The organism is Actinoplanes sp. GCM10030250 (assembly GCF_042666575.1).
Classification (GTDB): Bacteria; Actinomycetota; Actinomycetes; order Mycobacteriales; family Micromonosporaceae; genus Actinoplanes.
Genome location: NZ_JBHTDO010000005.1, coordinates 45,532 through 63,661 on the forward strand (window position 1 = coordinate 45,532; position 18,130 = coordinate 63,661).

Consider the following 18,130-nt stretch of genomic DNA (forward strand, 5'->3'; position numbering starts at 1 on the left):
CTGCTCGCATCTGAGAACGGTGGCCCGGAGAGAATCTCTCCGGGCCACCGGCCATTCAGGAGTACGCCGGCGGGGGCGGCGGGGGAACGTCGTCGCGACGGACCTCGCGGTACTCGGACGTGTAGCCGGTGCCGGCGACCGGAGCCTGGGTCTGCCGGGTCACCACCGTGCGGCGGCGGCTGTTCCAGAACCACAGGGTGATGACCAGCCCGGCCAGACCGGCGATCATCAGGATCCAGCCGATCACGCCGATGTCGAGACCGCTGATGTCGGCCTCCACGGCGAACGCCAGGATCGCACCTAGAGCGAGCAGAAAAATGCTGGCGCCGATGCCCATCGGACCCTCCTCGATTGGTGTCCGCTCGGCCGGGCGACCCGCTCGACCGTGGTGAATGCGTCGATCGACCGTTTACCCGTACGTGTCGAGTTCCAATCAGGCAAGCTGTCTCAATGACCTCGCGGACTCTCATCCTGTTGCGTCACGCCAAAGCAGAGACGCCCGGCGATTTCCCCGACTACGACCGCGCGCTCAGCGAGCGGGGAGAATCCGATGCCGACGCTGCCGGTTCCTGGCTGTCGGACGAGAAGCTCCGTCCCGACCTGGTGATCTGCTCACCGGCGAAACGCACCCGGCAGACCTGGGCTGCCGCCTCGGTCGCGCTGGCACAGGGCGGGTCGTCCCGGTCGGCCGAGGTGCACTACGAGGACGGGCTCTACTTCGGCGGGAGCACCGAGGTGTTCGACCTGCTGCGAGCGGTCTCCGACGAGGTCCGCACCGTCCTGATCGTCGGCCACAACCCGACCATGTCCGAAGTGTCCGCACTGCTGCTCTCCGACGAGCAGTTCACCGGCGTCACCCTCGAGCTGAAGACCTCGGGGATCGCCGTGCACGTCAGCGACCGGTCGTGGTCGCAGACCGAGCCGGGGTCGATGCGACTGACCAGGCAGCACACCGCCCGCGGCTGAACCGGCCGCCGGCCCACGCTGGGTGGTCCACTCAGGTCCTCGGAGAACGACGAGGGCCGGCGGACGTCATTGTCCGCCGGCCCTCGTCGTTTTCAGGAGAGTGGGAAAAGCCTCAGGTCAGAACGCGTCCTCGGAGAGGTCCATCAGGTCCAGGTTCGTGTTCTCGATGATGCGACGGTCGGAGCCGATGCGAGGAAGGATCTCGCGTACGAAGAAGCGGGCCGCCGCGATCTTGCCGGTGTAGAAGGCCTTGTCCGCCTCCGACACCTCGGTGTTCAGCGCGTTGAGTGCCACCTCAGCCTGGCGCAGCAGCAGCCACGCGAGGACGACGTCACCGAGCGCCAGCAGGACCCGGCGCGAGCTCAGGCCGATCTTGTAGAGCTCGCGGGCCTCGCCGCCCTGCACGGCCTGGAGCCAGCCGAGCGTGGTGCCGAGGATCTGCTGCATCTCGCCGAGCGCCTTGCCGAGCGCGAGCCGCTCCTCCTTGAGCTGGCCGTTACCGGCCTCACTGTCGGCGAAGCCCTGGATCTCGGAGGCGACAGCGCCGAGCGCACGGCCGTTGTCCTTGACGATCTTGCGGAAGATCAGGTCGAGGCTCTGGATCGCGGTCGTGCCCTCGTACAGGGTGTCGATCTTCGCATCCCGGACGTACTGCTCCAGCGGGTAGTCCTGCAGGAAGCCGGAACCGCCGAAGGTCTGCAGCGACTCGTGACCGAGCAGCTCGTACGCCCGCTCCGAGCCGACGCCCTTGACCAGCGGAAGCAGCAGGTCGTTGATCCGGCTCGCGGCCTTCGCGGCCTTCTCGTCACCGGCAGCGGTGGCGATGGCGACCTTGTCCTGCCAGGACGCCGTGTAGATCACCAGGGCGCGCAGGGCCTCCGAGTACGCCTTCTGCAGCAGCAGCGAACGGCGCACGTCGGGGTGGTGGGTGATGGTCACCCGCGGCGCGGCCTTGTCGGTGTTCTGCACCAGGTCGGCGCCCTGTACGCGGTTCTTCGCATACTCCAGCGCGTTGAGGTAACCGGTGGAGAGGGTGGCGATCGCCTTGGTGCCGACCATCATCCGGGCGTACTCAATGATCATGAACATCTGCCGGATGCCGTCGTGCTTGTCGCCCAACAGCCAGCCCTTGGCCGGGGTGCCGTGCTCGCCGAAGGTCATCTCGCAGGTGTTCGAGACCTTGATGCCCATCTTGTGCTCGACGTTCGTCGCGTAGACGCCGTTGCGCTCACCGAGCTCGCCGGTCTCGCTGTCGAAGTGGTATTTCGGCACGATGAAGAGCGACAGGCCCTTGGTGCCCGGGCCACCCTCGCCCTCGACGCCCACCGGGCGTGCGAGCACGTAGTGGATGATGTTGTCGGTCAGGTCGTGCTCACCCGAGGTGATGAAGCGCTTGACACCCTCGATGTGCCACGAGCCGTCCGGCTGCGGAACGGCGCGGGTGCGACCGGCGCCAACATCCGAGCCGGCGTCCGGCTCGGTGAGCACCATCGTCGAGCCCCACTCCTTCTCGACGAAGAGCTTCGCCCACCGCTTCTGCTCCTCGTTGCCCTCGGTGTGCGCCACGTGGGCGAACGAGGGACCGGAGGAATACATCCAGATCGGCGCGTTGGCACCCAGGATCTGCTCGGCGATCGCCCACCACAGGGTGCGCGGGGCGAACGTGCCGCCGAGCTCCGAGGGCAGGTCGAGACGCCAGAACTCGGACGCCATGAAGGTGGCGTAGCTCTTCTTGAACGACTCCGGCAGCGGCGCGGTGTGCGTCGCCGGATCGAAGATCGGGGGGTTGCGATCGCTGTCGGTGTAGCTGGCGGCGAGGTCCTCGCGTGCCAGCCGGTTCACCTCGGCGAGCACGTCGCGGGCCGTCTCCGCGTCGATCCCGTCGAACGGAGCCTGGCCGAACGCCTTCTCCGCTCCGAAGACCTCGAACAGGTTGAACTGGAGGTCCCGAAGGTTGCTCTTGTAGTGCGTCATGGTGCTTGGCCCCGCTCTCCCGGACGCGAGTTACCCGTCAGTAACCCCACTGTATTACTGATCGGTAGCCAACGACAACCCGGGCAGGGTTCTCCGCCGAACCCACCAGGAAGGGGCGCTTGTCCGTCGAATCGTGGATGAAACGTCTCCGATCAGGTGCCGGCGGGACAACCGTTCGGCCATTTGCCGACTTCGACACTCGGATCACGTATCGCCCGCCGGGGCGGCTCGTTTCACCGGATAGACAGCCACGAACAGGGGGACGCCATGTTCGCCACGATCAAAAGCCTGATTCCGGAGCCGCGCCAGGCCAACCAGCCGCGCAATTACGTCGGGCGGCACCGCCAGCCCGACCCGGCTCCACCGGCACCGGCGCCGATCTCCCCGGCGCCCGCGGAACCCGGGGAAACGACCGCGGCCTAGGCCCTGCCTCGCGGGCCGCACCTAGCGCCTGCGCTAGCTGCCCGCGGCACCGACCTCCCAGCTCGGCACCGGAACGGCAGTGCCGCCGTCCGTGCCGGTGTACTCCAGCAGAACCAGAGCGATGTCGTCCTCGAGACGGCCGTACACCCAGTCGTGCAGTGCGGTCTCGAGCGACGCCAGACCGTCGCCGACCGTGCCGTGGCCGAGCAGCCTCCAGGCGCGATCGGCGGTCGGGAAGAATTCGCCCTCCCGGCGGGCCTCCCCCAGCCCGTCGGTGAAGAGCAGCAGCCGGTCACCCGGTTCCAGGCGCTCGACCCGCGCCTTCACCTCGGGCATGAAGCCGAGCGGCGGCGCCGGGGCCGGCGGCTCCAGCGGGATGACCTGACCACGCCGCAGCAGCAGCGGGGCGGGATGTCCACAGTTGACGATGGTCAGCGTGCCGCCGCGCTCCTCGACCAGGGCCGCTGTCACGAAGTCCTCGTCGCCGACGCTGCGCGCCACCGCCCGGTCCAGGTCGGCCACGATCGACTTGATGTCCGCCCGCTCATAGGCCACGTGCCGGTACGACCCGAGCACGATGCTCGCCAGCCGGACTGCGTCCAGGCCCTTCCCGCGGACGTCACCGATGATGATCCGCACCCCGTACGGCGTGTTCAGCGCCTCGTAGAGGTCCCCGCCGATGTCCGCCGCGGCGGTCGCCGAGATGTATCGCCCGGCCACCGCCAGCGCTCCCACCTGCGGTCCGATCGGGCGCAGCACCGCCTGCTGAGCGACCGCGGCCAGCCGCAGCAGCTCGCCGATCCGGTCGGCCTGCCGCTGCCGGATCGTGGCGCCGGCGGCCGCCACCCCGGTGGCGAGCATGATCCCGATCAGGTTGATCAGGTAGACGGTGTGGTTCTGGCCGGAGAGGCCGACGAAGACGGCACCGACGACTGTCGCCACCACGCCGATGCCGAGAACCACCTGCCAGACGGCGAAGACGGCGGCGACGAACGGCACGGTTGCCAGGAGGCCGACGAAGCCGGCCGCGCGCCCGTCCATGAGCTCCATGGCGGACACGACTGCGAGCAGCACAAGGGCCGCGCCGAGGCCGGCGCGGTTCCCTGGACTCATCGGGCGGCGGCCCGGCGTGAAGGTAGGCATTGTTCCGCCGACAGCATGCCCGATCGACGGGATGTCGGGCATCAACTTGACCCCTAGGTTGAGCCGAGTCTGACCGCAGGGTGGTTCCGGTCTCAGTCGGTCGGTCCGCGAAGGACGGCGGCGTGGTGACACGATGTTCCCGTGGCCGACGACCTCCGTGATCTTCTGCGCTCCGAATTCCGCTGGACCAACCCCGGCCCGAACAGCGAATATCTCGTCAGTGACCGCTCCGGATGGTGGCGCGAGCCGCGGATCCTCGACGGTCTGGGCACTGCGCTGGGTGACTTTTTCCGCGCGGAACAGCCGACCGTGGTCGTGGCACCCGAAGTAACCGGATTTTTGCTCGGCCCGCTCGTCGCCCGAGCGCTCGGGGTGGGTTTCGTGGAGGCGTACCGGGCCGGGGCGCGCCGGCCCATCGCCGAACCGATGATCTGGGCCGAGGTGCCGGCCGATCACCGGGGGGACGTGCAACACCTTGGCGTACGCAGCCGGCTGATCGGCGACGACGACCGGGTGCTCGTCGTCGACGACTGGGCCGCGACCGGTGCACAGGCCCGTGGCCTGCGGAACCTCTTCGGCAGCCGGTATCTGGGCACGGCGGTCATCGTCGACGAGTGCCCGCCTGCCGTCTCCGCGGAGCTGCGGATCAGGAGCCTGCTGGCGGGGGCGGACCTCGATCCTTAGAGCGCTTCAGGCGTACGCCTGCCTGATGATCTTGATTCGTTGGGTGTTGCCCTGCGACTCAGTCGGGGCGAACCCGCCGATATCCCGCGAGGGCGCCACGGGTGGGGTGCCAGCCGGTCACGGCGTAGTGAGCCAGGCCACGCTGCACATAGGGATCGTCGGCGATCAGCGCCTGCGCCTCGGCCTCGGTGTCGACATCCAGCAGCAGAATTCCGCCGTTCGGGGGGTCCTGCCGGCCGGCCGTGACACAGAATCCACGGTTCTCCAGCTCGGCGACGAAGCTGAGGTGGTCCTCACGGGCCTCGTCGACCTCGGCGAGCGGCTTCAGGTATGTGGAAATCATCAGATACACGGGGCCATCGTAGAGCCGGACCGCCCGATCGGGTGATGGAGTCTCGTCGTTGCCGCCGCCGTTCCGACCGTCCGGGTGGTGACGGTTCAGCCTGGGCAAAAGGTACTTTTCAGGTGTGCAGATCCAGATCACCGCGGCCCCCGACCCGGCTCTGATCGAGGCCGCCACCCGCCACGGCCTGCGACAGCCCCTCCTTCTCGCCCGGCTGGCCGGGTGGGCGACGCTGGCCATGGCTTTCGTGGTGCAGCTCGCCGGCGGCGGGTTGAGCCTGCCGCTGCTGACGCTGGGGGTGGTGCTCGCCGTCCTGGTGCCGATGATGCTGCTCAATCACGGCGTCCGGAGAGGTGTCCGGGCTGGTCAGGTGACCACGTTCGAGTTCAGCGACGACGGGCTGGCCAGTTCGGATGCGGAGAGTCGGCACTCGTACGCGTGGCGGGCTTTTCGGTCGGTTGAGATGCTTTCAGGGCAGCTGGTCTTCCGGCTCGGAGGAGCCCGTCTTCTGCCGGTCCCCACGGCCGGGTTGACTGCCGCCGAGATCAACCAGGTGCTGGTGCTGGCCGCGGCCGGTGGCCTGCCGGTGCGGCGTCGTTAGGCGTCTGGCAACCCTCAGGCGGTCGGCCAGGTCCGGAAGTTCTGCGCCGAGCGGCTTGCCGTCGGACCGCGTTGCCCCTGGTAACGGGAGCCGTAGACGGCGGAGCCATACGGGTGCTCGGCCGGGCTGGACAGGCGGAAGATGCACAGCTGGCCGATCTTCATTCCCGGCCAGAGCTTGATCGGCAGGTTGGCCACATTGGAGAGCTCCAGCGTGACGTGACCCGAGAAGCCCGGGTCGATGAAGCCCGCCGTGGAGTGGGTGAGCAGTCCGAGGCGGCCGAGACTGCTCTTGCCCTCGAGCCGCGCCGCCAGCGCCTGACCGAGTGTGATCACCTCAAGGGTGGACGCGAGCACGAACTCGCCCGGATGCAACACGAACGGCTGACCATCCTGGACCTCCAGCGAAGCGGTCAGCTCATCCTGCTGCTCGGCCGGGTCGATGTGCGTGTACAGGTGGTTGTTGAAGACCCGGAAGAAGCGGTCCAGCCGGACGTCGATGCTGGACGGCTGCATGAGCGCCGGCTCGAACGGCTCCAGCGAGAGGTCCCCGGATTTGATCTCGGAGACCAGGTCACGGTCGGAGAGCAGCATCGCAACACCATACCGACCTGTCCGAATCGGCGTGTTCGGTGGATGTGTCGAACGTATGTTCGATAGAATGCTCCCATGGCTTCCTGGTCCGTTTTCGCCGCCGCCGAGCCGATGCTCGCCGCCGGCATCCGTGCGCTCCTCCAGCAGTACGGCCCCGGCATGGGCTACCTGGCGACCATTCGCGCAGGCGGCGGCCCCCGCGTGCACCCGGTCTCCCCGGTCTTCACCGACGACGGCGTCTACTGCTTCATCGTCGACTCACCGAAACGCCGCGACCTCGACCGCGACGGCCGCTACGCCCTCCACGCCTACCCACCCGAGGACAACGACGACGAGGCCTGCATCACCGGCCACGCCCTCCCCGTCCACGACCCCCTGACCATCACCCACCTGGCCGGCGCCCTCCACGCCTCCCCCGACGTCGACTGGCGCCTCTACGAGCTGACCGTCGAGACCGCGATGCTCCGCCACCACGGGCCGGCCGGAGCCCTGCCGCTGGCGGCGACGCCTTTCGTTCCCGCGTTCGCCCAGACGTGGCGCGCTCCGAGCAACTTACGGCGGAGGCTCGCGGTTGCCGGCTGAGTGGGCGGGGCCGGCCTTCCCTTTCGTGCGGGGTTGCGCCCTTCGCAATTGTCGGCTGAGTGCTGGGTTCCGCCGACTGCGGTCGTCGGCTGAGTGGGCGGTTCCGCCGTTCGCAGTCGTTGGCTGAGTGGGCGGTTCCGCCGTTCGCAGTCGTTGGCTGAGTGCGGGGGGCGGTTCCGCCGCAGAGCTGGATAATCAGGTACAGTGGGGCCGCTTGCGGGTGTAGTTCAATGGCAGAACATCAGCTTCCCAAGCTGACAGTGCGGGTTCGATTCCCGTCACCCGCTCCACGAACGGAAGCCCTGGTCAGGACCGATGGTCCGCCAGGGCTTCCGTCGTTCTAGGCCATGCTGAAACAGGGATGGGCCATTAGTGCGGTGACCGCATACGTTCGCCAGGTCGCCGGCTGCCCGGCGCGGACGGAGAACTGCTGTTGAGCGGCTCTCCGCGCGGCCTTCACCGCTCTGTCGGCTATTTGCGGTCGGGGAGGATGCCGATCGCCGGCAGGATTGCCTGGTCGACGATCGCGGCGAGCTTCTCGTCGTCCGGCAGGTCGTTGGCGTCCGTGACGTGCTTGAACACCAGGGCCTCCCCGATGTCACGCACCACCGGCGTTATCAGGTCAGGGTCGATCTGCCCCTGCGCGGCGTAATGGCGCAGCACCGTGTCGGTGAAGGTGCCGCCACGGGCGTCGAAGACTCGGTCGTACAGCGCCTCGACCAGTTCCGGATGGCGTTGCCGTTCGGCCATGACAGCCCTGACGGCGATCCCAGCTGGTGCGATCATCCAGGCGATGAGCTGCCTCAGCGCTTGGATCAGGTCGCCGCGCAGATCGTCGGCGCCCGGCGACGGCAGCTCCTGGGGATGCGCCTCGTAGAGCGCGTCCAACAGCAGGTCTCGGGGCGCCGGCCAGCGCCGGTACAGCGACGATTTCGCGGTCGCCGCGCGCTTGGCTATGCCCTCCATGGTGAGCCCGCCGACCCCCACCTCGGCCACCTCGGCGAGAACCGCGGCGTGGATGGCCTGGATCAGATCGTCTCCCCGGCGCCGGGAGCGTCGCGGTGTCGGGACCTGCGGCTCTTCGCTCAAGACGGCTCCAGTCTAAGAAACGCTTGCGTATCTAAAATGCGCAAGGTTAGATACGCTTGCGTAGCTAAACGACCGGGTACGCCGCCGGCCTTCCGGCCATTCTGCCGCGCCTCAATCAATGTCCAACTCCGAGAAACGGGGTGTCAGGTGCCCAGACTTGTCATCGAGCCCGCCGCCGGTCCGCTCGGCGCCGCCGTCGGTCTGCCCGCCAGATCGCTCGCACCCGACCTTGCCCGCGGAGCGATGCTACTGCTCATCGCGTTGGCCCACGCGCACATGTATCTGTACGGCCACCCCACCGGCTTTCGCGGCTACGACCTGACCGGCGGCCCGATCGACCGGGTCGTCGCCGGCCTTCAGGTGCTCCTGGTCGACGCCCGCGCGCTGCCGATGTTCGCCGCGCTCTTCGGCTACGGACTGGTCCAGCTGGCCAACAGGCAGCTCGCGGCCGGAGCCGGATGGCCGGACGTACGCCGCCTGTTGCGCCGCCGCAGCCTCTGGCTGATCGCATTCGGCTTCGCCCACGCGCTGCTGTTGTTCTTCGGCGACATCCTGGTCACCTACGGGCTGCTGGCGCTGATCCTGGTGGGCATGGTGCGGGCCCGCGACCGGGTGCTGCTCTGGGTCGCCGGCCTGTGGATCCTGGTGTTCGCCGCGCTTGCCATGCTGCCGGCGTGGGCCATCATCACCGAGGGGTCGCCGCCGCTGCCCACCAGCGTCGAGTCACCGGTCGAGGCGGTCGGCCAGCGGTTGGCGGTCTGGGCCGGGCTCGGACCGATGCTGGCCCTGGACATCGTCACCCCGTTCCTGCTCGGCATCTGGGCGGCCCGGCGCCGGCTGCTCGACGAGCCCGGCCGTCACCGGGCCCTGCTGGCGCGGGTCGCGGCGGCCGGACTCGCCATCACGATCCTCGGCGGTGCTCCGCTGGCCCTGATCGACTCAGGGGTTTGGACGGATTGGACGACGGGTGCCGCACTGCTGGCTTATTCAGTGCACAGCGTGACCGGCATCGCCGGCGGGCTCGCCTACGCCGCAATGGCCGACCTTCTCGCACACCGCGCCGCCGACACGCCCGGACGAGTGACCACCCCGCCGGCCGCCGGACGAGTGACCACCCCGCTGGCCGCCCGACCGGTGATTACCCCGCCGGCCGCCCGACCGGTGAGCACAGCGCCGGCCGCCGGACCGGTCACCACAGCTCTGGCCGCCTGTGGGCAGCGGTCCCTCACCTGCTATCTGCTCCAGTCCGTCATCTTCGTAGCGTTCTTCGCACCGTTCACCCTCGGACTGGGCGGGCGCCTCGGCGACGCCGGAGCATCCGCGCTGGCGCTCGGCACCTGGCTGACAACCGTGCTGCTGGCCGACCTGATGCGCCGGGCCGGATGGCGCGGGCCGGCCGAGCAACTGCTCCGCCGGCTGACGTACACCACTCGTCGATCCGCCTCGCCCCACGAGCCGAACATCCGGTAGACCACCACCCGCAACGCCGCGCACCCGGTGCCGTCGCCCTCGGCGGCCCGGCAAAAGCGGCAAGCAGCGGCAAGCGGCAAGCGGCGGCGAGCGGCGGCGAGCGGCGAGCGGCGGCGAGCGGCAAGCAGCAGCAAGCTGCGGCAAGCGCCGAGCGACAGTCGGTCAGCGGGCGCGGTCGTAGGTGAGGGAGAGCTCGCCGCCGTCACCAACAACCTTCCTGGTCAGGGTCCAGTTGGCAGCGGGCAGGCCGTCGTCGAAGAGGCGGGGCCCGGCGCCCAGGAACAGCGGCAGAACCATCAAGGAGAGGCGGTCGACCTTGTCGGCGGCCAGCAGGGGCTTGATGACGCTGGCGCTGGAGAGGACGAGGATGTCGCCACCCGGCGTGGACTTGAGGTCGTCGGCGACTTCGGGGGCAGGCTTGTTCAGGACGGTCGTCCGCTCCCACGGCGCCGAGTCGAGGGTGGAGGAGAGGACCGTCTTGTCGACGTCGACCAGCCACTTGGCGAAGGCCTCGTCGCGGGGGTCGGCGCCCTCCATACCGATGACGGTGGGCCAGAAGCCGAGGAAACCTTCGGCGTTGACCCGGCCGAGCAGTGCGGTGGTGGCCGGTTCCCAGAGGCTGGTCAGGTGGTCGCGGGCCACGTCGGAGACGGCGTAGGGCATGACCCAACTCATGTCGATCGGGTTCTCCTGGCGGGCGTAACGCCCGTCAAGGGAGAGGGTCATGTTGGTGACGATCCTGCGGGCGGCGGTCTGCGTTGTCACTTCGGACTCCTGGTGTCAGCGGCGGGAGCCGCGAGGGTGTCAGCGGCGGGAGCCGCGAGGGTGTCAGCGGCGGCGGCCGGAAAAGCAGCGGACGGAAAAGCAGCGGACGGGACAGTGCCGGCCGGAAAAGCAGCGGCCGAACGAGCAGCGGCCGGAGAAGCGCCAGCCGGAAGAGTGGCAATGAGCTTGTCGAGGCTCTGCCCGAACCCGATCTCGATGCCCGCGATGAAGTCGGCCGAGTCGACGGTGCTGTTGGTAACGCGGTAGAGGACTTCGAGGTCTGTCCCGGTAGCGGTCGGCCGGAGATCAAGCTCGACGTGAGCGGTGAAGGCAGCACCACCGCCCGGGAGCAGCGGAGACAACCGGTAAACAAGGTGCTCGGCGGCTCGGATTTCATCGACGACGCCCTCGGCACGGCCGACGATCGTGTCGGAGCCGTCGAGGTCGTCGACGTCGCGGTATTCCTGGACGATGCGGCCGCCGGGTCGTGCCTCGAAGGTGAACTCGGAGACGCGGAGGTCGTCGGGCGCCCACCAGCGGGCGAGCAGGGCCGGGTCGGTCAGGTGGGGCCAGAGCTGCTCGGGCGGCACGCCCACCGACCTGACGAAGGTGAACGACCGGCCGTCTGCCCAGCCCGGCTCGTGCGCAGCCGACCGCTCCGCGTGGAGGTTGTCCCGGTAGAGGTGGAAGGCCTGCGCCTGGTCCGCACCGTCGGCCAGCCGGAGCAGCTCGGTGGCGAGATCACGCAGGACGGTGGGCTGGAGCTCGTAGATGCGGCGCTGCCCGGTGCGATGCGAGACGACGACGCCCGCCCGCTCCAGGGCCTGTAGGTGCTTGGTCGTCTGGGGCTGACGCGCCTCCGCCAGCTGGGCGAGGACCCCGACGGAACGGGGCCGCTCGGCCAGTAGTGCCACGAGCCGCCACCGAGCGGGATCGGCCAGTGCGGCAAGGAGTACGTCCATGCCGCAATCATTCTTCTAGAAGAATATTCCTGTCAAGGAATAGTTTCCCCGATCCTGACGAAGACGTCGTCGATGGCGCCGGCGAACTGGTCGTTGCCCTGGGCCAGACCCTTGCCGCCGATGCGCAGCGGCTCGGTGTTCGCGATCGCGAGCACAGGAGGCACCGGCACCGAGGCGCGTGGCCGACCGTCGACGATCATGAAGAGGCGGTTCGGGGTGCGGTAGCACTCCAGCGCGTGCCAGGTGCCGTCGGCCACGTCGATCCAGGGCTCGGCGCGGTAGATGCGGGCCCGCTGACCGGCGATGACGCAGCTGGGATGGCCCTGCCGGTGGTCGACCTGGAGCTTGAACTGGCTCATCCCACCGACGGAGTACCCCTTCTGAACCACGTTCGCGCCGTCGGCCAGGTCGCCGTGGGTCATCAGGACGGAGGCGCCGTAGCGCAGGGGGCGCCGGCCGGGGTTGAGGTTGTCGTCACGGATGCCTTCGAGGATCGCGCGGGGGCAGTCGCGCTCCCTCGGCAGGGCGCATCGGTCGGGATAGGCAACTGCCAGACCACCACGCTGGGGTACGAGACGCAGCCGGCCGCCATTCTGCCCGAGCGGCCGGAGGAGGTGGCGCCCGTCGACGTCCACGATCGGGCGGCGCACCCCGGCGTCGAACGTGTACCGAACGGTCACCGGTCCACCCGCCACCCCGATCGGATCCGGCGACACAGGCCGGGGGACGGCCCCCGGCGGCACGGGCCGGGAGACGGCTCTACCCGCCGAGGTCCGAGAAGGGGCAGGCAGGGAGGAAGCGGGCCGGGAGGAGTCGCCGAGGTTGTCGAGGACACCGGCAACGGGCGGCGTCCGGACACCACCCGAGGCGCGCGGGCCGGCCGGAGCGGCGGGGGCGTGACCGGCGAAGAGGAGGGCACTGCCCAGAACGAGGGTTGCTGACAGGGCGCCTACCGATACGACGCGCCGCCGAGAGTGAAGCATGGGGATATTGTCCGGATTACCACTTGACTACCCAAATGAAACACCGGTCAACACCAAATGCACCCGAACGCGTTCGGCCGAACCGCCGACGCCGAACCGGGGAAGCGGAACCGCCGAGGCCGAACAGGGAAGCGGAACCGCAGAAGCCGAACAGGGAAGCGAACCCGAGACAGCCGAACCGGCGAACGCAAGATGCCGAACCGGGCGATCAGCGCGCCCGGACCACCGCCTCCGCCGCCCCGGCCGACTCCCCCACCACCGCATGCAGCACGTCATCCAGCGTGATCACCCCGAGCGGCCGCCGCCCATCGCTGACCAGCACGATGTGCAGCCGATCCCGGCGCATCGTCAGCAGCAGATCGGCCAGGCTCCGCTCCGGCGACACCACCGCCAGGGGGCGGATCACCTCAGGTGTTATCGGAAGGCGGCGCTGCGTTGCCCCGTACCCGAGAACGTCCTTGATGTGCACGAAGCCCAGCACCCGCCGGGTGTCGCGCTGGACCACCGGAAAGCGTGACCGGCCGCTGCGGGTCGCCACCGATTCCAAGGTCGCCGGCGAGACGTCGGCGGCCACCGTCGTGACCCGCGACCAGGGCAGGAGCGTGTCGGCGGCGGTGCGGTTGTTGAGGCCGAGCGCGGCGTGGATGCGCGCGTACTGCTCGGAGCCGAGCAGACCCTCGCTGCGCGCCTGGGTGACCATGCCGGCGAGTTCCTCGGCGGTGAAGACGGTCTTGACCGCGTCGGTGGTTTCGATCTTCCAGAGGCCGAGGATGAGGCCGGATGCCCAGCGCATCGCGGTCAGCAGGGGCTTGGTCGCGGTGCAGAACGCCAGCATGAACGGGCCGAGGATGAGCGCCGAGCGTTCCGGGCCGGCCAGCGTGATGTTCTTCGGGACCATCTCGCCGATCACGGTGTGCAGGAAGGTCACGATCATCAGCGCGACGACGAAGGCGACCGGGTGCACCGCGTTGTCCGGCAGCCCGGTCGCGGCGAACGGGTCCTCCAGCAGGTGCGCGATCGTGGGCTCGGCGATCGCGCCGAGGACCAGCGTGCAGATCGTGATACCGAGCTGCGCTCCGGCGATCATCAGCGGGATCTGGCTCATCGCGGAGAGCGCCCAGCGGGCCGCCTTGGAGGTCTCGGCGAGCGGTTCCAGCGCGGTACGCCGGGACGCGATCAGAGCGAACTCGCCGCCGACGAAGAGGCCGTTGCCGATCAGGAGTACGGCGACGAACAGCAGCTCAGTCATCGGCGGGCTCCGGCGGCGCGACCACACGCACCTGCTCGATGCGGTGCCGGTCGACCTCCATCACGGTGAACTCCCACCCCTGCTCCTCGAGCGACTCGCCGACCACCGGGATGTGGCCGAGGCGGGCGAGGAGAAAACCGGCAAGAGTCTCGTACGGGCCTTCGGGCAGTTGGAATCCGGTCTGCTCGAGCACCTCGTCCTCGCGCAGCAGGCCGTCGGTCAGGAAGGTCTTCTCCCCGCCCGGCGCGGTCACCTCCTGGCTGCCGATCTCGTCGAGGTCGATGTCGTGCTCGTCGGCGATCTCACCGACCAGCTCCTCGATCAGGTCCTCGACCGTCACGACGCCGTCGGTTCCGCCGTACTCGTCGACCACGATCGCCAGGTCGGCGCCGGCGGCGCGCAGGGCGGCCAGCACCTTGTCGAGGCTGAGGCTCTCCGGAACGTAGACCGGTTCCTTGGCGAGCGTGGAGACCCGGGTCGCGGCTCGGCGCTCGGGCGGGACACCCAGCGCCTCGTTGACCCCGACCACCCCGGTCACGACGTCGAGCGTGTCCTCGTACACCGGAAAGCGGGTGTGGCCGGTCTCCCGCGCCACCGTGATCAGGTCCGCGGCGCTCGCGGTGGTCTTGAGGCCGACCACGTCGACGCGCGGGGTCATCGCCTTGGCCGCGCGTTTCTCGCCGAACCGGATGGTGCGGCGCAGCAGGGTCGCGGTCTCGTTGGGCAGCGCGCCGGCCCGGGCGCTGATCGCCGCGAGCAGGCCGAGTTCCTCCGGGGAGCGGGCGCTGGCCAGCTCCTCCTGCGGTTCGATACCGAGGCGGCGGACCAGCCAGTTCGCCGTGCCGTTGAGCGCGGCGATCAGCCATTTGAAGAGGATCGAGAAGCCGCGCAGCGGGGCGGCGGTTGCCAGCGCCACACGCATCGGGCGGGCCAGCGCGGCGTTCTTCGGCACGAGCTCACCGAAGAGCATCGAGACCAGGGTCGCCACGACCAGAGCGCACACGTGGGTGACGGTTTCGGTACGCGACCCGGCGAGTGGCTCCACGACGGGGATGAAGAGCTCGGACAGGGCCGGCTCGGCCAGGTAACCGGTGAGCAGCGCGGTGAGCGTGATGCCCAGCTGCGCACCGGAGAGCTGGAAAGACAGGCCGTGCAGGGCGTTACGGACGGTCCGGGCTCTGCGGTCACCGGCTGTCGCGCGTTGCTCGATCTCCGCTCTATCGACGGTGACCAGCCCGAACTCGGCGGCCACGAAGAACGCGTTGCCAGCCGTGAGCAGCACAAAGGCCACCAGCGGGAGCACCGCGGTCAGGAACAGGCCGTCCATGATCGCTTCACCTCGGCCATCATTGTGCCGGATTCGGGCCGATCGGCACCAACCACACCCGTGACAAGGACAACACTTGCCGCTGAAACGGCGACGGCCGCGAGCATCACGCTCGCGGCCGTCACCTCAAATCCGTCAGGCTTCCTGCTTGAGTGATCTGAGCAGCACGGTCGCGACGTCGACGACCTCGACCTCTTCCTGCTTGCCCTTGCCGGTCACCCCGTCGCCGATCATCGTGTAGCAGAACGGGCAGCCCACGGCGATCGTCTTCGCGCCGGTCGCGAGGGCCTCCTCGGTGCGCTCGACGTTGATCCGCTTGCCGATGCGCTCCTCCATCCACATCCGGGCGCCGCCGGCACCGCAGCAGAACGACCGCTCCTGGTTGCGCGGCATCTCGATCAAGCCGCTGGCGCGGCCACCGGACTCGATCCCGGTGCTGTCCTGGCTCTTTCCGGCTGCGCCTCCAAGAGCCGAGCCGAGCACCTCGCGCGGCGCCTCGAAGACGCGGTTGTGCCGGCCCAGGTAGCAGGGGTCGTGGTAGGTGACGCCGCCGTCGACAGGCTGCACCGGCGTCAGCTTGCCGGTGGCGACCAGGTGGGCCAGCAGCTGGGTGTGGTGCACCACCTCGACCTTGAGGCCGAGCTGCTCGTACTCGTTGCCCAGCGTGTTGAAACAGTGCGGGCAGGTCGCGACGATCTTTTTGACCCCGGCCTCCTGCAACGTCTCGACATTCTGCTGAGCGAGCATCTGATAGATGAACTCGTTGCCGATCCGGCGGGCCGGGTCACCCGAGCAGGTCTCGCCCTCACCGAGGATGGCGTAGTTGACGCCGGCCTCGTTCAGCAGCGTGGCCACCGCGCGGGTGGTCTTCTTGGCCCGGTCCTCGAAGGCGCCGGCGCAGCCGACCCAGAACAGGTAGTCGAAGTCCTCGACCTCGCCGACCCGCGGCACCTCGAAGGGCAGGCCCTTGGTCCAGTCCTCGCGGGTGTTCTGCGGCGCGCCCCACGGGTTGCCCTTGTTCTCCAGGTTGCGCAGCATGACGCCGGCCTCGGAGGGGAAACTCGACTCGATGAGCACCTGGTAGCGGCGCATGTCGACGATGTGGTCGATGTGCTCGATGTCGACCGGGCACTGCTCGACGCAGGCGCCGCAGGTGGTGCAGGACCAGAGCACGTCCGGGTCGATGATGCCGTTCTCGTCGACGCCGCCGATCAGCGGGCGCTCGGACTCGGCCATCGCGAGGACGTCGACGCCGGCGAGCTGCGCCTCGGTCCCCTTCTCCTCGCCCATCAGATCTTTGCCGCCGCCGGCCAGAAGATAAGGGGCTTTCGCGTACGCGTGATCCCGCAGCGACAGCACGAGAAGTTTCGGGGAGAGCGGCTTGGCGGTGTTCCAGGCCGGACACTGCGACTGGCACCGGCCGCACTCCGTACAGGTGGAGAAGTCCAGCAGTCCCTTCCAGGTGAACTGCTCGACCTGGGCGACGCCGAACTGGTCCTTCTCCGGGTCGGCCTCCTCGAAGTCGAGCGGCTTGCCCCCGCTCATCATCGGCTTCAGCGCGCCGAGGCCGGAACCGGCCGGCTTCTCCGGGCTGCGCTTGAAGTAGATGTTGAAGAAGGCCAGGAAGCGGTGCCAGGCCACACCCATCGTCGGGTTCAGCGAGATGGTGATCAGCCAGGCCATCGAGATGAAGATCTTGATAAGGGCGGCCCAGGTGCCACCGTCCTCCCAGGCCGGCAGCACGGAGCCGATCGCGTGGCTGAGCGGGGTCGCCCACACCGGGTACTCGAAGTGGTCCGTGGCGACCTTGAAGCCGCGGATCAGGAAGCCGAAGATCAGCACGCCGACGATGACGGCCTCGACGAAGTACGCCTGCCACATGGTCGAGCCGAGGAACCGGCTCCGCTTCGTGCTGCCCGGCTTGTCCCGCTGCCGTCGGTAGATCAGGTAGAGGATGCCGATCAGGCCCAGGATCCCGATCCACTCGGTGACCAGGCCGAAGATCGTCCAGTGCCCGATGATCGGGAGGCCGGCCTCGGGGTCGACGACCTCGAAGTACGCCTCGAGCACCAGCAGCGACAGGATGACGAACGAGACCATCACGAACCAGTGGGCGGCGCCGATCGCGCTCCACTTCAACATCCTGGTGTGACCCACGGTCTCCACCAGCATGGTTCTGGTCCGGGTCTTCGGCTCGGTGAAGCGTGCCGGGTCCGGCTGTCCCTGACGGATCACTGCCGTGATCGTGAGGACGGCGCGGACCGCGAGGTAGACGGCCACCACCGTGACCGCCCCGGCTAAGACGGTGGCGACGATCTGCGCGATGCCCATCTGCGTTGTGCCTCCTCGGTCCGGCGGTGCGCCAGACCATGTTACCCACGAGTAATAGACGAGCGCGCGCCGTAGGTCAAGGATGCGCCCCAGGCCAAAGCGCACCCCACGCCGAACGGGGGTGCGCTCACTTCCGACGATTTTCACGTATCCGCGGGATGCGGATACGTGTTGTCAGCGCCAGCGGGGACAGAGGGCCCAGCGGATCGTCAGCGCCAGCGGGACAGCAGACCCAGCGAGGCGACCATGCAACCGAACCCGACAGCCAGGTTCCAGTAGCGCCAGCTCTCGACCGGCCACTGCTGTGACGAGAGGTAATAGACGACCAGCCACCCGATGCCGATGACGATCAGGCTCACCGCGGTGACTGGCAGCCAGATCGGACTCGGCTTCTTCGACGCAGCCGCACTCACCGCCGGGCTGATGTCCGACGGCGGGGTGTAGACCTTCTTCTTGCGAACCTGAGACTTCGGCACGGTGCTCTCCTGAGGGCAACAAGTGGTGAACAACCCACCGCTGAGCGGCTCCGGGATCCCCGAATGCTGCCCGTGGCGAATACTGTTCGACAGCTAGCGTAGTCAAGTCGATGCGGAGACAGGCACCCGCCGGGGCAGGAAAATACTCCCGCGTCGGGTGTTGAGGGGG

Annotated in this window: 18 protein-coding genes and 1 tRNA gene; 6 read left to right on the forward strand and 13 right to left on the reverse strand. The window is 68.7% G+C overall.

Features of this window, described 5'->3' with window-relative positions; genetic code table 11:
• Nucleotides 1-55 precede the first annotated feature (55 nt).
• The gene (locus ACFQV6_RS09570) at nucleotides 56-337 is read right to left on the reverse strand and encodes a DUF6458 family protein (RefSeq protein WP_378027018.1); all 282 of its coding nucleotides are present in this window, start codon (nucleotides 335-337) and stop codon (nucleotides 56-58) included.
• A gap of 113 nt (nucleotides 338-450) precedes the next feature.
• Here ACFQV6_RS09570 and ACFQV6_RS09575 point away from each other — a divergent pair, with 113 nt between their 5' ends.
• Nucleotides 451-966, forward strand: coding sequence for a SixA phosphatase family protein (locus tag ACFQV6_RS09575; RefSeq protein ID WP_378027019.1), 516 nt, complete (start codon nucleotides 451-453; stop codon nucleotides 964-966).
• 117 nt (nucleotides 967-1,083) lie between these two features.
• On the opposite strand, the gene ACFQV6_RS09580 is transcribed toward ACFQV6_RS09575, so the two are convergent.
• Both ACFQV6_RS09580 and ACFQV6_RS09585 read right to left on the reverse strand, forming a co-directional pair.
• Complete coding sequence (locus ACFQV6_RS09580) at nucleotides 1,084-2,940, reverse strand: acyl-CoA dehydrogenase (RefSeq protein WP_378027020.1); 1,857 nt, start codon at nucleotides 2,938-2,940, stop codon at nucleotides 1,084-1,086.
• A 456-nt stretch (nucleotides 2,941-3,396) separates the two neighbouring features.
• A complete protein-coding gene (locus ACFQV6_RS09585; RefSeq protein WP_378027021.1) occupies nucleotides 3,397-4,476 on the reverse strand; it encodes a PP2C family protein-serine/threonine phosphatase in 1,080 nt (359 codons plus the stop codon).
• 171 nt (nucleotides 4,477-4,647) lie between these two features.
• Between ACFQV6_RS09585 and ACFQV6_RS09590 the strand changes: the two genes are divergently transcribed.
• Nucleotides 4,648-5,190, forward strand: a complete 543-nt coding sequence (locus tag ACFQV6_RS09590) for a phosphoribosyltransferase (protein ID WP_378027022.1) — start codon at nucleotides 4,648-4,650, stop codon at nucleotides 5,188-5,190.
• Nucleotides 5,191-5,248: 58 nt separating this feature from the next.
• On the opposite strand, the gene ACFQV6_RS09595 is transcribed toward ACFQV6_RS09590, so the two are convergent.
• The gene (locus ACFQV6_RS09595) at nucleotides 5,249-5,533 is read right to left on the reverse strand and encodes a YciI family protein (protein ID WP_378027237.1); all 285 of its coding nucleotides are present in this window, start codon (nucleotides 5,531-5,533) and stop codon (nucleotides 5,249-5,251) included.
• A gap of 124 nt (nucleotides 5,534-5,657) precedes the next feature.
• On the opposite strand from ACFQV6_RS09595, the gene ACFQV6_RS09600 reads away from it, so the two are divergent.
• A complete protein-coding gene (locus ACFQV6_RS09600) occupies nucleotides 5,658-6,134 on the forward strand; it encodes a YcxB family protein (RefSeq protein ID WP_378027023.1) in 477 nt (158 codons plus the stop codon).
• Nucleotides 6,135-6,148: 14 nt separating this feature from the next.
• On the opposite strand, the gene dcd is transcribed toward ACFQV6_RS09600, so the two are convergent.
• Nucleotides 6,149-6,727: a dCTP deaminase gene (gene dcd / locus ACFQV6_RS09605; protein WP_378027024.1), complete on the reverse strand. Its 579-nt coding sequence runs from the start codon at nucleotides 6,725-6,727 to the stop codon at nucleotides 6,149-6,151.
• 75 nt (nucleotides 6,728-6,802) lie between these two features.
• Between dcd and ACFQV6_RS09610 the strand changes: the two genes are divergently transcribed.
• A complete protein-coding gene (locus ACFQV6_RS09610; RefSeq protein ID WP_378027025.1) occupies nucleotides 6,803-7,309 on the forward strand; it encodes a pyridoxamine 5'-phosphate oxidase in 507 nt (168 codons plus the stop codon).
• Between the two features lie 216 nt (nucleotides 7,310-7,525).
• Nucleotides 7,526-7,599, forward strand: a tRNA-Gly gene (locus tag ACFQV6_RS09615).
• A 181-nt stretch (nucleotides 7,600-7,780) separates the two neighbouring features.
• Here the strand turns inward: ACFQV6_RS09615 and ACFQV6_RS09620 are convergent.
• Nucleotides 7,781-8,398, reverse strand: a complete 618-nt coding sequence (locus ACFQV6_RS09620; protein ID WP_378027026.1) for a TetR/AcrR family transcriptional regulator — start codon at nucleotides 8,396-8,398, stop codon at nucleotides 7,781-7,783.
• Between the two features lie 147 nt (nucleotides 8,399-8,545).
• On the opposite strand from ACFQV6_RS09620, the gene ACFQV6_RS09625 reads away from it, so the two are divergent.
• Nucleotides 8,546-9,868: a DUF418 domain-containing protein gene (locus ACFQV6_RS09625; RefSeq protein ID WP_378027027.1), complete on the forward strand. Its 1,323-nt coding sequence runs from the start codon at nucleotides 8,546-8,548 to the stop codon at nucleotides 9,866-9,868.
• Nucleotides 9,869-10,030: 162 nt separating this feature from the next.
• Here the strand turns inward: ACFQV6_RS09625 and ACFQV6_RS09630 are convergent, their stop codons facing one another.
• The 7 genes from ACFQV6_RS09630 to ACFQV6_RS09660 all read right to left on the reverse strand — a co-directional run bounded on the left by ACFQV6_RS09630 (nucleotide 10,031) and on the right by ACFQV6_RS09660 (nucleotide 17,961).
• Entirely contained in the window at nucleotides 10,031-10,633 is a 603-nt protein-coding gene (locus tag ACFQV6_RS09630) for a dihydrofolate reductase family protein (protein ID WP_378027028.1), read from the reverse strand.
• A complete protein-coding gene (locus ACFQV6_RS09635) occupies nucleotides 10,630-11,595 on the reverse strand; it encodes a metalloregulator ArsR/SmtB family transcription factor (RefSeq protein WP_378027029.1) in 966 nt (321 codons plus the stop codon). Before ACFQV6_RS09635 ends, ACFQV6_RS09630 begins: the two co-directional genes overlap by 4 nt.
• A 32-nt stretch (nucleotides 11,596-11,627) precedes the next feature.
• Entirely contained in the window at nucleotides 11,628-12,578 is a 951-nt protein-coding gene (locus ACFQV6_RS09640) for a LamG-like jellyroll fold domain-containing protein (protein ID WP_378027030.1), read from the reverse strand.
• 208 nt (nucleotides 12,579-12,786) lie between these two features.
• Nucleotides 12,787-13,827: a hemolysin family protein gene (locus ACFQV6_RS09645; protein ID WP_378027031.1), complete on the reverse strand. Its 1,041-nt coding sequence runs from the start codon at nucleotides 13,825-13,827 to the stop codon at nucleotides 12,787-12,789.
• Nucleotides 13,820-15,154: a hemolysin family protein gene (locus ACFQV6_RS09650; RefSeq protein WP_378027032.1), complete on the reverse strand. Its 1,335-nt coding sequence runs from the start codon at nucleotides 15,152-15,154 to the stop codon at nucleotides 13,820-13,822. Before ACFQV6_RS09650 ends, ACFQV6_RS09645 begins: the two co-directional genes overlap by 8 nt.
• A gap of 135 nt (nucleotides 15,155-15,289) precedes the next feature.
• Nucleotides 15,290-17,485, reverse strand: coding sequence for a (Fe-S)-binding protein (locus ACFQV6_RS09655; RefSeq protein ID WP_378027033.1), 2,196 nt, complete (start codon nucleotides 17,483-17,485; stop codon nucleotides 15,290-15,292).
• A gap of 209 nt (nucleotides 17,486-17,694) precedes the next feature.
• Nucleotides 17,695-17,961, reverse strand: a complete 267-nt coding sequence (locus tag ACFQV6_RS09660) for a cell division protein CrgA (RefSeq protein ID WP_378027034.1) — start codon at nucleotides 17,959-17,961, stop codon at nucleotides 17,695-17,697.
• Nucleotides 17,962-18,130: the final 169 nt, after the last annotated feature.